Below are 12,744 nucleotides of genomic sequence, written 5' to 3'. Positions count from 1 at the left end.
ATCCGCCGCATGAGCCGGGAAAGGCAGGAAACGTGCGCAAACCGTGCCGCTTCCGGCCAGAAGAGCGTTGCGCATCAAGGCTCGGCGGGTGATACCGATCACGCTTTGTCTCCCGGTCACCATTTCGAGTCGCGATCCCCGCACTCATGTCTAACATGAACTGCCACCGGAATTGCCGAGGGTCACTCTGTCGCCTCATTTGGACGGGAGACAGCCCCCTCCGAGTAGGCGCCAAGGGCGTCCGCTGTCCTCTGTTTCCATCGCGGTTCGCACGACAGGAACCTGATATGACCAAACGCTCCCTTCTCGCGCGCAACCTCGCCGGCGCCGTATTGGCTCTGTCGCTGGTCGGCGGTGCCGCGACCGCCAACGCCCAGCAGGCCAAGCCGGCGCCCAAGCCGCCGGCGAACGGCCAGCAGCAGCAGCCGACCAACCAGCCGATCCCTGCGCTCCCCATTCCGTGGGTGAAGCACTGCCAGCAGGAGCCGACGATCAACAAGGAGGTCTGCAACCTCGAGCAGACCATCATCACCGATACCGGGCAGTTCCTGGTGCGCTTCGGCATCTTCGAGGTGAAGGACGATCCGAAGAAGGCGTTCATCGTCTCCTTCCCGACCGGCCTGCTGCTGCGTAACGGCTTCCGCGTCGCGCTCGCCAACGAGCAGCCGATCCTCGGCACCTTCATCATGTGCGACAACCAGGTCTGCCGCGGCGACGTGCAGATCGACCAGGGCTTCATCGACCGCATGAAGAAGGCGCCGGGCCTGACGCTGCAGGTCGCCAACGCGGTCGGCCGCGTCATTTCCTATCCGATCGGCCTCGGCGACTTCGCCAAGGTCTATGACGGCCCGCCGACCGACCCGAAGGTGTTCGACGCCGAGCTGAAGAAGATCCAGGACAAGGTGAAGGCCCGCCAGGAGGAGCTTCAGAGCGAAGCCGCCAAGCGCGACGAGCAGACCAAGCAGGGTCTGGAGAAGCTCGGCGCCGAGAAGCTGAAGGGCACCCAGCCCGCGCAGTGATCCGCGCGATCAGACGCACCGTGAATCGAACGCCCGGCCTCGTGCCGGGCGTTGTCGTTTAAGGGCTTGCGGGAAAGACGCGGAAGGCGGGACGGCTATTGCAGCCGCTCCGAACGCACCCGCCAGCCGCCGTCGCCATCGGCCGCCAGCATCTCCTCGACCTGGGGGTGGCGCACCGGCTCGCCGGAATTGTCCGGCTCGAGATTCTGCTCGGAGACATAGGCGACGTATTCCGTCTCCGAATTCTCCGCCAGCAGATGGTAGAAGGGCTGGTCCTTGGTCGGGCGGATATGCTCGGGAATGGCTTCCCACCACTCGTCGGTATTGGCGAATTCCGGGTCGACGTCGAACACCACGCCCCGGAAGGAATAGTGGCGGTGACGCACGACCTGCCCGATGCGGTATTTGGCGTTCCTCGCCTTCGTCATCATTGCCACGACCTCGATCTGCGGTCCCGTCGGGGGCCGCAACGGCCCCTCTCTATCGGGTTCATCCCGAAGCGGCAATGCAACCGGCATGCCCGCCGGGGCCGCTCTCCATGCGCGGCCCGCATGATAGGCGCGTGAGCAAAGCGCGGGTGGCCCGCCGTTGCGCCGTCCGTCGGCGTAGGGCGGGCGATGAGCGCCTACGCCGGAGAGCGGACGCGGCGGGGCCCGGCATCATCACTGCCTACGTCACGCCGCTTGTGCCGGCCCTCCCGCTGGCGGCTTGCATGATGCCGATGGCGGATGAGCCGCTCGCACCCGACACGTCGTCGAACGGGCGCCAGACGAGGCGATCAAGAATTCGCAAAATCAGACTATTATAGGAAAAATATAAAGCGTTTTATCAAACCGGCTCGCCGGCGATGAGGCGCGGCACGTCGCGGCTCGGGCCCACGCCCTCGCGCATCACGGTGCGGCGGACCATCGGCGAGCGGCCGAGCAGCCACAGCCCCATGCCGCGCAGCCCGGCGACGGGAAGCAGGTCGCTCAGCAGCGAGCGGTTCAGCAGGTCGACCGCGACGCGGCGGCCATCGACGTCGACCCGCCGCCGGCGCTCATAGGCTTCCATCACCTCCGGCCCGCCGATATCGGCGCCGGCACGGGCGGCATTGGCGACGAGCTCTGCGAGGGTGGCGCCGTCGCGGATGCCCAGATTGAGCCCCTGCGCGCCGATGGGCGGGATGATGTGCGCCGCCTCGCCGATCAGCGCGACGCGGCCACGCGCGAAGCTGTCGGCGGTGCGCACGCTCAGCGGGAAGCTGCCGCGCGGGGAGTCGAGCCGCATCGCTCCGAGCACCGAATGGGCGCGCCGCTCGATCGCGCGGGCGAAGGCGTCGGGCGTCATGGCAACCAGCGCCTCGGCCTCGCGGGCGCTGACCACGCAGACCACGCTCGAGCGCTGGCCGGGCAGCGGCACCAGCGTGAACGGGCCGGTCTCGGTGTGGAACTCGGTCGAGACGTCGCCATGCGGGCGGTCATGGGCGAGGGTCGCGGTCACCGCCACCTGCGGGTAGTCGTGGACCCGCATGCCGATGCCCATCGCGGTGCGGCAGGGCGAGTGCCGCCCGTCCGCCGCGGCGACGAGCGCGGCGTCGACCTGCCCGCCATCCTCGAGCCGAATGCGGATGCCGCCGGGCTCCTTCTCAAGCCGGCTGACCCGGCCCGCCACCCGCTCGATTCCCGCATTCTCCGTCACCGCCGTCTCCAGCGCGGCGAGCAGCGGCTCGTTCTCGATGTTCCAGGCGAAGGCCTCGAGCCCCAGCTCGTCGGCGCGGAAATCGACCTGCGGCGCGCGCAGCAGGCGCTTCGTGCCGTCGATCACCCGCATGATGCGCAGCGGCGAGGCGGAGGGGGCGAGGGCGTCCCACAGGCCGAGCGCGCGCAGCGCCCGGACCGAGCCGTCCATCAGCGCGGTGGCGCGCGGGTCCGGCGCGCGGTCGGGCGCGACGAGCCGGACGGGAAACCCGGCCGAGGCGAAGGCGAGGGCCGCGATGAGGCCGCTGGCGCCACCGCCGACGACGGCGATTTTCTGCCCTATATCCCCATGCGATGTCATACCGATCTCCCTGCGGGCCGGCGGGGCTGTAAGCATGCGCCGGAGTGTGGGATAAGCGGAGCGGCGCGCTCTGGCAATGCGGACCAGAACGGACACATGCTATATGCGTGACGTCGAAGAAGACGGCGGCCGCGACGTTCCTGCGGCTGCGGGAGGAAAATCGGTGGCGGTTACGACCAAGTCGCTCGGCGAGCGTCCGACCCGTCGGCATGCGCTGGCGTTCGCGGTCCATCTGTTCACCGCCTCGGGCGCCGTCTGCGGCCTGATGGCGCTGATGGCGGCGGTCGAGGGGCATTGGGCGCTGATGTTCGCTTGGCTCGGCGCGGCGCTGTTCGTCGACGGCGTCGACGGCACCATGGCGCGGCGCGCGCGGGTCGGCGAGGTGCTGCCGCGCTGGTCCGGCGAGACGCTCGACCTCGTGGTCGACTACCTGACCTATGTGCTGGTGCCGGCCTTCGCGGTGGCGACAGGCGGGCTGATGCCGTTCTGGATGGCGGTACCGGCGAGCGCGGCGATCCTGCTCACCAGCGCGCTCTATTTCGCCGACACCGCGATGAAGACCGACGACCTGTATTTCCAGGGGTTCCCGGCGGTCTGGAACCTCGTCGTGTTCTATTTCTTCCTGCTGCCGCTCAACAGCTGGGTGGTGGGCGGAACCGTCGCGCTGCTGTCGGTCGCCACCTTCCTGCCGATCAAGTTCGTGCACCCGTTCCGGGTGGTGCGCCTGCGCCTGCTCACCATCGCGCTGCTGGCGCTGTGGGCCGTGCTGGCCGCCGCCGCCGTGATCGACGGGCTGCGCCCGCCGGGCTGGATCGTCGCCGGCCTGTGCGTGTGCGCGGTCTATTTCCTCCTCTTCGGCCTCATCCCGTGGCGCCGCCTGCGGATGGGTCACGACGACTGATTTCCCAAAGCCGACCGAAAGAGTGCGCATCATGCCAGCAGCAATACGCATCCATGAACTGGGCGGCCCGGACGTCCTGACCTACGAGGACATCACCGTCGGCGAGCCCGGCCCGGGCGAGGTGAAGCTGCGGCACACGGCGATCGGCCTGAACTTCATCGACACCTATTTCCGCAGCGGGCTGTACCCCGCGCCCAACGGCCTGCCGCTCATTCCCGGCAACGAGGCGGCGGGCGTGGTCGAGGCGGTGGGCGAGGGCGTCACGGGCCTGAGGCGCGGCGACCGCGTCGCCTATGGCTCCTCGCTCGGCGCCTACTGCACCGAGCGCGTGATGCCGGCCGCCCTGCTGGTGAAGCTGCCCGACGCGATTTCCGACGAGACGGCGGCGGCGATGATGCTGAAGGGCATGACCGCGCGCTACCTGCTGCGCCAGACCTATCCGGTGAAGGCGGGCGACACGATCTTGGTGCACGCGGCGGCGGGCGGCGTCGGGCTGCTGCTGTGCCAGTGGGGCCACCATCTCGGCGCCACCGTGATCGGCACCGCCGGCTCGCCGGAGAAGTGCGAGATGGCCCGGGAGGCGGGCGCCGCCTATGTGATCAACTACCGCGAGGAGGACTTCGCCGCCCGGGTGAAGGAGATCACCGAGGGCGCGCTGTGCGACGTGGTCTATGACGGGGTGGGGCAGGCGACCTATCCCGCCTCGCTCGACTGCATCCGCCCGCGCGGGCTGTTCGCCAGCTTCGGCAACGCGTCGGGGCCGATCCAGAACTTCTCGCTGCTCTCCCTGTCGCAGAAGGGCTCGCTCTATGCGACGCGCCCGACGCTCTTCACCCATGTCGCCACGCGCGAGGCGCTGGAGGCCAATGCGGCGGACCTGATGGCCGTCGTCGCCTCGGGTGCCGTCAAGATTCCGGTCAATCAGCGCTACAAGCTGAAGGACGCCGCCGAGGCCCATCGCGACCTCGAATCGCGCCAGACCACGGGTTCCACGGTGCTTTTGCCCTGACCGCGGACTGGCGCGAAACGCGTCAGTTTTCGGACCGGACGGACCAGACTTTAGGCTTGCCCACGGGGGGGAGCATGCCATGCTGCGGAGAGGATCGCCGGTATTCAAAGAGCGAATGAAACGCGAGACCCAGCCCGAGCCCCGCTTACGCCAGCATGCGCCGTCCGCCGCATGCCGGCCCGCTGACGTGCCGGGCCGCGCCGTCGCGAAGGGCGGCGCATGACGGAAAATCCGCCGAATGCGCTGCCCGCCTCGCTCCTCGAAGCCGTTGCCCTGACCAAGCGCTTCGGCGCGCTCGTCGCCAACGACCATGTCAGCCTCGCCATCCGGGCCGGCGAGACGCACGCACTGCTCGGCGAGAACGGCGCCGGCAAGTCGACCCTGGTGAAGATGATGTGCGGGCTGCTGCAGCCCGACTCGGGCGAGTTGCTCTATGACGGCGAGCCGATCGTCTTCCCCGACCCGGCTTCCTCCCGCGCCAGGGGCGTGGGCGTGGTGTTCCAGCATTTCGCGCTGTTCGATGCGCTCACGGTGGTGGAGAACGTCGCGCTCGGCCTGCCGGGGCACGAGCCGCTCGCCGCGCTCGCCGCGCGCATCGACGACTGCGTGCACCGCTATGGGCTCGCGGTCGAGCCCTGGCGACGTGTGGGCGAGCTCTCGGTGGGCGAGCGCCAGCGCGTGGAGATCGTGCGCTGCCTGCTCGGCGACCCGCGCGTGCTCATCCTCGACGAGCCGACCTCGGTGCTGACGCCGGACGAATCGGAAAACCTGTTCCGCACCGTCGACCTGCTGACCGACGAGGGCCGGGCGGTGCTGTTCATCTCGCACAAGCTCGACGAGGTGCGGCGCCTGTGCCACCGCGCCACCGTGCTGCGCGGCGGCCGCTTCATCGCCGAGGTGGACCCGAAGGCGGAGACGGCGGGCAGCCTCGCCCGCCTCATGGTCGGCGCCGAGGTGCCCCGCCTGCCACGCGTGCTGGAGCACGAGCTCGGCGAGCCGCGCCTGCTGATCCGCAACCTCAACATTCCCGGCGACGGCTCGCGCGGCTCGGCGCTGCGCGACGTCAATCTGGAGATCCGCGCCGGCGAGATCGTCGGCATCGCCGGCGTGGCGGGCAACGGCCAGACCACGCTGTTCGAGGCGCTGTCCGGCGAGAAGCTGGCGGACGACCAGGAATCCATCGTCATCGACCGCGTGCCGGCCGGCGGGCTCGGCCCGACCGAGCGGCGGGCGCTGCGCGCCGGCTTCGTGCCGGAGGAGCGGCTCGGCCACGCCGCCGCGCCCGACATGCGGCTCTCCGATAACGTGCTGCTGACCACCCATAGCGACGGCGCCATCGTCAAGCTCGGCGTGGTGCGCCATTCGGTGCTGAACGCGCGTTTCCAGGAGATCGTGAAGCGCTTCGACGTGCGCTTCGGCGGACGCGACCCCAAGGCGCGGCGCCTGTCGGGCGGCAATCTGCAGAAATTCGTCATCGGCCGCGAGGTGCTGCGCGATCCCGTGCTCATCATCGTCGACCAGCCGACCTGGGGCGTCGACGCCGCGGCCGCGGCCTTCATCCGCAACACGCTGCGCGAGAAGGCGGCCGAGGGCTGTGCTGTGCTGGTGATCAGCCAGGATCTCGACGAGCTGCTGGAATTCACCGACCGCATCGCGGTGATGTGCGAGGGGCGGCTCACCGTGCCGGTTCCGGTCGCGGAGACCTCGCGCGAGGCGATCGGCCTTGCCATGGGCGGTGCCGAGGATGGCGGGGAGGGCGTCCATGCCGCTTAGGCTGGAACGGCAGGAGAACGTGCCCGCGATCGGGCTGGTCGCGGCGCCGCTAGTGGCGCTGGTGTTCACCCTGGTCGTCGGCGCGGTGATGTTCGCCGCGCTCGGGCAGGACCCGCTGCGCGCCTTCAGCGTCTATTTCATCGAGCCGCTGCTCGATCCCTACACGCAGCAGGAGCTGGTGGTGAAGGCGTGCCCGCTGATGCTGATCGGCGTCGGCCTCGCCTTCTGCTACCGCGCCAACCGCTGGAACATCGGCGCCGAGGGACAGTACGTGGCTGGCGCCGTGCTCGGCTCCTGGCTCGCCCTCGCCACCCACGGCACCGACGCCGGCCCTTGGGTACTTCCCGCCATGCTGGCGCTGGGCATGGTCGGCGGCGCGCTGTGGGGTCTGATCCCGGCCTTCCTGCGCGTGCGCTTCGGCTCCAGCGAGATCCTGACCTCGCTGATGCTGGTCTATGTCGCCCAGCTCGGGCTCGACTACCTCGTCCGCGGCCCGTGGAAGGACCCGCAGGGGTTCAACTTCCCGCAGAGCGTGACCTTCGACGACAACGCCATCATGCCGCTGCTGTCCGACGAGGGGCGCCTGCATGCGGGCATCATCATCGCCGTGGTGGTGGTGATCGCGGCGACCTTCGTGCTCGGGCGCACGCTGATCGGCTTCTCGATCGAGCTCGGCGGCTCGGCCCCGCGCGCGGCCGCCTTCGCCGGCTTCGACGAGCGGCGCGTCACCTATGGCGTGTTCGCGGTCTCGGGCGGGCTCGCCGGGCTCGCCGGCATCATCGAGGTGGCGGGGCCGATCGGCAATCTCCAGCCCTCGATCTCGCCGGGCTACGGCTTCACCGCCATCATCGCGGCGATGCTCGGCCGGCTGCACCCGGTGGGCATCCTCGTCGCCAGCCTGGTGCTGGCGCTGACCTATATCGGCGGCGAGGCGGCGCAGATCACCATGCGCATGCCGTTCGACGTCACCCGCGTGTTCCAGGGAACGCTGCTGATCGCGATCCTCGCGGCGGACGTGCTGGTGCGCTACCGCATCCGGCGCGTGGAGGGGACGAGCCATGCTTGATGCCGCCATCATCGGCGCCGTGCTCGCGAGCATCGTCGCCGCCGCCACCACGCTGCTGCTGGCCTCGATAGGCGAGCTGGTAGCCGAGCGGGCGGGCACGCTCAATCTCGGCGTCGAGGGCATGATGATCGTCGGCGCCGCGGTGGGCTACGCCGCCGCCTACGGCTCCGGCAGCCTGATCCTCGGCACCATCGCGGCCATGCTGGCGGGCACGCTGCTCTCCCTCGTCTTCGCCGGCCTCGCGATATGGCTGGCGGCGAACCAGGTCGCCTCGGGCCTCGCCACCACCATTCTCGGCCTCGGCCTTGCCGGCCTCATCGGCTCGCCCTTCGTCGGCACCACGCTCACCGCCGCGCCCGCCCTGCACATTCCGGTGCTCAGCGACCTGCCGATCGTCGGGCCGGTGCTGTTCGGGCAGGACGCCTTCGCCTATGCCTCGATCGCGCTCCTCGCCATCGTCGCCTACGGGCTCGCCCGCACACGGGCCGGGCTGGTGCTGCGCGCGGTCGGCGAAAGCCATGTGGCGGCCCATGCGCTGGGCCATCCGGTGCGCAAGATTCGTACGCTTGCGGTGATGTTCGGCGGTGCCTGCGCGGGGCTGGCGGGGGCTCAGCTCTCGCTCGCCTACACGCCGTTCTGGGCCAGCGACATGACCGCCGGGCGCGGCTGGATCGCGCTGGCGCTGGTGGTGTTCTCGGCCTGGCGCCCGCTGTGGCTGCTCGGCGGTGCCTATCTGTTCGGCGCGGTCTCGATCCTGCAGCTCCACGTGCAGGGCTTCGGGCTCGGCATTCCCTCGCAGCTTCTTTCCTCGCTGCCCTATCTGGCGACGATCGCCGCACTTGTGGTGATATCGGCGCTGAAGCGCGGGCAGGGCGCGCCCGCCTCGCTCGGCGTGCCGTTCGTTCCGGACCGCTGAGGCGGCGCCGGAGCCGTTCAATCCGGCCGCACGGCGCGGCCCAGCCTCCGCGGTCACGGCCGCGCGGAGGCGGTTCTCCAGCGGTCGTGAAGGATGGGAACGGAGACGTCCATGCGGAAGATCCTGTCGACGGCGCTGGCACTGGCCGCGGGGCTCGCCCTCGCCGGCATGGGTGGCGTGCAGGCGCACGCGGCCGACAAGAAGGTCAAGGCGGCCTGGATCTATATCGGTCCGGTCGGCGATTTCGGCTGGTCGTACCAGCACGACCAGGGCCGCAAGGCGGTGGAGAAGGAGTTCGGCGACAAGGTCGAGACCACCTATGTCGAGAACGTGCCGGAAGGCCCCGACGCGGAACGCGTGATCGAGCAGCTCGCCCGCGCCGGCAACGACATCATCTTCACGACCTCGTTCGGCTACATGGAGCCGACGCTGAAGGTCGCCAAGCGCCATCCCAAGACCTTCTTCGAGCACGCCACCGGCTACAAGCAGGCCAAGAACATGGCGACCTACAACGCCAAGTTCCACGAGGGCCGCTACATCATCGGCCAGATCGCGGCCAAGATGTCGAAGTCCGGCACCATCGGCTACATCGCCTCGTTCCCGATCCCGGAAGTGATCTCGGGCATCGATTCGATGATGCTCGGCGCGCAGTCGATCAACCCGGACATCAAGATCAAGATCGTCTGGGTGAACTCCTGGTTCGACCCGGCCAAGGAGGCCGACGCGGCCAAGGCGCTGATCGATCAGGGTGCGGACATCATCGCCCAGCACACCGACAGCCCGGCCGCCATGCAGGTTGCGGAGGCGCGCGGTGTGAAGGCATTCGGCCAGTCCTCCGACATGATCAGCTTCGGCCCGCACGCCCAGCTCACCTCGATCGTCGACAACTGGGCGCCCTACTACATCGAGCGTGTCAAGGAGGTGATGGACGGCACCTGGAAGTCGACCGACACCTGGGCCGGCCTGAAGGACGGCGAGGTGCAGATGGCGCCCTACACCAACATGCCCGACGACGTGAAGAAGATGGCCGAGGATACCGAGGCCAAGATCAAGTCGGGCGAGCTGAACCCCTTCCAGGGCCCGATCTACAACCAGGCCGGCGAGCTGGTGGTGAAGGAGGGCGAGGTGCTGCCCGACAAGGACATCCTCTCGCTGAACTGGTACGTGAAGGGCATCGACGACACGGTGCCGGGCAAGTAGCCCGACGGCCGACAGCCGACGGCGCGAGCCCGGCGGCAGGCGATCCGGGCCCGCCGGCACAGGCTCCGGGCCTGGCCGGCGTTCGCTCCGTGCCCGGCTCTGCGGCACTTCCGGCGGCGCGCCGCACGCCGCCGCCGGATCGGGCGGTCCGCCGGGCGCGTTGCCAAAGGGCCGTTCCTGTGCGATTGCGCAGCCGGGCGGCGCTGCGCGGATCGCGGGCAGGCCCCGCCCGGAGGCGCCGCACCGACACCATGAGCATCCCGCTGGACATCGCCGCGCTGGGTGAGCGCGCGGCGAGCATGATCGAAGAACTCGGCGCGATCTCGCAGTCGCCCGACAATCTCACCCGTTTCTTCCTCACCCCCGAGCATCGCCGCGCGGCCGATCTGGTCGGCCGCTGGATGCGCGAGGCCGGGCTCGAGGTCAGCGAGGACGCGCTCGGCACGGTGCGCGGCCACTGGCACCCCGCCGGCCCCGACGCGCCGCGCCTGCTGATCGGCTCGCACATCGACACCGTCGCCGACGCCGGCAAGTATGACGGCAGCATGGGCGTGGTCCTCGCCATCCTCGCCATGCAGGCGATCACGCGGCTTGGCCTGCCGCGGCCCTACGGCGTCGACGTGCTGGCCTTCGGCGACGAGGAGGGCACGCGCTTTCCCACTACGCTTTCGGCCTCCGGCGCGGTGGCGGGCATCTTCTCGCCGGCCAACCTCGCCATGGTGGACGCCGACGGCGTCAGCTACCGCGAGGCGCTCGTCGCCTATGGCAAGGACCCGGAGGACATTCCCGCCGCGGCCTACGACCCCGACAAGGTGATCGCCTATGTCGAGGCGCATATCGAGCAGGGGCCGGTGCTGGAGGCGGAAGGCGAGCCGCTGGGCGTCGTCACCGCCATCGCCGGCGCGTCCCGGCTGTCGGTGACGGTGACGGGCGAGGCGGGCCATGCGGGCACCGTGCCCATGCGCATGCGCCACGACGCGCTGCTCGGCGCCGCCGAGATGGCGCTGGCGGTCGAGCGCATCGCGCGGGCGGACAAACACGGCATGGTCGCCACGGTCGGCCGGATGCACATCGATCCCGGCTCGATCAACGTCATCCCCTCGCGGGTGGTGTTCACCGTCGACCTGCGCTCGGGTTCGGACACCTCCCGGCGCGACGCGCTGACCCGCTTCGAGCGCGAGGCGCACCGTATCGCCGGTCAGCGCCAGCTCGGCGTCGTCATCTCGGCCTTCCACGAGGTGGCGACCGTGCCCTGCTATCAGGACCTGCAGCTTCGCCTGCGCCGTGCCATTACCGATGTCGACCATCGCGCCGTCGCCATGCCCTCGGGTGCGGGGCATGACGGGCAGGCGATGTCCAAGCTCTGCCCGATCGGCATGCTGTTCGTGCGCTGCCGGGGCGGGATAAGCCACAATCCGGCGGAATTCGCCTCGCCGCAGGACATGGGACTTGCGGTGGCGGCTCTGGTGCGGTTCATCGAGCGCTTCCAACTTCCGCATCTGGAAAACGACACCAGCGGAGCAGAGACGTGACCCTTTCCGACGACGACAGCGCGCAGCTCCTGGCCCGCGAGGTCGAGTTCCTCAAGGCCCTCGTGCGCGTGCCGAGCGACAACCCGCCGGGCGACTGCGCGCCGCATGCCGAGATCGCCGGCCGGCTGCTCGAGGAGCTGGGGTTCGCCGTCGAGCACCATGCGGTGCCCGAGCCCTTCGTGAAGACCTACGGCATGAAGTCGGTGGTCAACCTGCTCATCCGCGAGCGCTTCGGCAGCGGCGAGGGGCCGACCATCGCCCTCAACGCCCATGGCGACGTGGTGCCGCCGGGCGAGGGCTGGACCTTCGACCCCTACGGCGCCGAGGAGAAGGGCGGGGCGATCTACGGGCGCGGCGCGGCGGTCTCCAAGTCGGACTTCGCCACCTATGCCTTCGCCCTGCTGGCGCTCAAGCAGCGCCCGGAAGGGCTCGACGGCACGGTCGAGCTGCATCTCACCTATGACGAGGAGGCCGGCGGCTTCCTCGGGCCGAAATGGCTGCTTGAGCACGAGCTGACCAAGCCCGACTATGCCATCTCGGCCGGCTTCTCCTATGCGGTGGTGATCGCCCATAATGGCTGCCTGCATCTCGAGGTCATCGTGCACGGGCGCCAGGCCCATGCCGCCATGCCCGAGACCGGGGCCGACGCGCTGGAGGCGGCGACCGGCATCCTCGACGCCATCTATGCCGAGCGCCGCCGGCTCTACGGCATCACCAGCACCACGCCGGGCATCGGCTCGCCGAAGATCACGGTCGGGCTGATCTCGGGCGGCATCAACACCAATGTGGTGCCGGACCGCATCGCCATGCGGATCGACCGCCGCCTGACGCCGGAGGAAGACGGCGAGACGGTGGAGGCGGAGCTCGCCGCGCTGATCGAGGCCGCAGCCGAGGGGCGGGCGGGCATCGAGGTCGAGTGCCGCCGCATCATCCTCGCCGAGCCGCTGCGCACCGTGCCGGGGACCGAGAAGCTGGTCGAGACGATCCAGAAGCACGCCGCCGAGGTGCTCGGCGAGGTGCCGCCCGCCACGGCGGTGCCGCTCTACACCGACGCGCGCCACTACACGGCGGCCGGCATCCCGACCGTGCTCTACGGCGCCGGGCCGCGCTCCATCCTCGAGGCCAACGCCCATGCCGCCGACGAGCATGTGCGCATTTCCGACCTCGCGGCGGCGACGAAGGTGATCGAGGGCACGCTGCGCGACCTGCTCACGCCGGCGGAGTAGCGATGCCAGCGAACGGCGGCCCGCCGGCCGGGCCTTCGGCCGGTCGCTCCGGGAATTAGACG

Annotated in this window: 11 protein-coding genes; 9 read left to right on the top strand and 2 right to left on the bottom strand. The window is 69.8% G+C overall.

Annotated elements, in window-relative coordinates; genetic code table 11:
- Positions 1 to 287 precede the first annotated feature (287 nt).
- Positions 288 to 1,019: an invasion associated locus B family protein gene (locus NVS83_RS15250; protein ID WP_258733751.1), complete on the top strand. Its 732-nt coding sequence runs from the start codon at positions 288 to 290 to the stop codon at positions 1,017 to 1,019.
- A 95-nt stretch (positions 1,020 to 1,114) separates the two neighbouring features.
- Here the strand turns inward: NVS83_RS15250 and hspQ are convergent, their stop codons facing one another.
- Entirely contained in the window at positions 1,115 to 1,447 is a 333-nt protein-coding gene (gene hspQ / locus NVS83_RS15245; protein WP_258733874.1) for a heat shock protein HspQ, read from the bottom strand.
- Positions 1,448 to 1,847: 400 nt separating this feature from the next.
- Entirely contained in the window at positions 1,848 to 3,059 is a 1,212-nt protein-coding gene (locus NVS83_RS15240; protein WP_258740074.1) for a UbiH/UbiF family hydroxylase, read from the bottom strand.
- 163 nt (positions 3,060 to 3,222) lie between these two features.
- Here NVS83_RS15240 and NVS83_RS15235 point away from each other — a divergent pair, with 163 nt between their 5' ends.
- The 8 genes from NVS83_RS15235 (at position 3,223) to NVS83_RS15200 (ending at position 12,682) form a co-directional block, all read left to right on the top strand.
- Positions 3,223 to 3,960, top strand: coding sequence for a CDP-alcohol phosphatidyltransferase family protein (locus NVS83_RS15235; RefSeq protein WP_258733749.1), 738 nt, complete (start codon positions 3,223 to 3,225; stop codon positions 3,958 to 3,960).
- Between the two features lie 31 nt (positions 3,961 to 3,991).
- Complete coding sequence (locus tag NVS83_RS15230) at positions 3,992 to 4,969, top strand: quinone oxidoreductase family protein (protein WP_258740073.1); 978 nt, start codon at positions 3,992 to 3,994, stop codon at positions 4,967 to 4,969.
- Positions 4,970 to 5,188: 219 nt separating this feature from the next.
- Positions 5,189 to 6,742 (top strand): ABC transporter ATP-binding protein, encoded by a 1,554-nt coding sequence (locus NVS83_RS15225; protein WP_258740072.1) that lies wholly within the window; start codon positions 5,189 to 5,191, stop codon positions 6,740 to 6,742.
- Positions 6,732 to 7,808: an ABC transporter permease gene (locus NVS83_RS15220; protein ID WP_258740071.1), complete on the top strand. Its 1,077-nt coding sequence runs from the start codon at positions 6,732 to 6,734 to the stop codon at positions 7,806 to 7,808. Before NVS83_RS15225 ends, NVS83_RS15220 begins: the two co-directional genes overlap by 11 nt.
- The gene (locus tag NVS83_RS15215; RefSeq protein ID WP_258740070.1) at positions 7,801 to 8,724 is read left to right on the top strand and encodes an ABC transporter permease; all 924 of its coding nucleotides are present in this window, start codon (positions 7,801 to 7,803) and stop codon (positions 8,722 to 8,724) included. Before NVS83_RS15220 ends, NVS83_RS15215 begins: the two co-directional genes overlap by 8 nt.
- 111 nt (positions 8,725 to 8,835) lie before the next feature.
- Entirely contained in the window at positions 8,836 to 9,924 is a 1,089-nt protein-coding gene (locus tag NVS83_RS15210) for a BMP family ABC transporter substrate-binding protein (protein WP_258733744.1), read from the top strand.
- 251 nt (positions 9,925 to 10,175) lie between these two features.
- Positions 10,176 to 11,456, top strand: a complete 1,281-nt coding sequence (locus NVS83_RS15205) for an allantoate amidohydrolase (protein ID WP_258740069.1) — start codon at positions 10,176 to 10,178, stop codon at positions 11,454 to 11,456.
- On the top strand, positions 11,453 to 12,682 hold the full coding sequence (locus NVS83_RS15200; RefSeq protein WP_258740068.1) for an ArgE/DapE family deacylase: 1,230 nt from the start codon (positions 11,453 to 11,455) through the stop codon (positions 12,680 to 12,682). The genes NVS83_RS15205 and NVS83_RS15200 overlap by 4 nt, the downstream gene beginning before the upstream one ends.
- The last annotated feature ends 62 nt before the right edge of the window (positions 12,683 to 12,744 follow it).

The sequence above is a fragment of the Ancylobacter mangrovi genome (assembly GCF_024752335.1).
Lineage (GTDB): Bacteria > Pseudomonadota > Alphaproteobacteria > Rhizobiales > Xanthobacteraceae > Ancylobacter > Ancylobacter mangrovi.
This window is presented reverse-complemented; position numbering and strand designations above follow the sequence as displayed.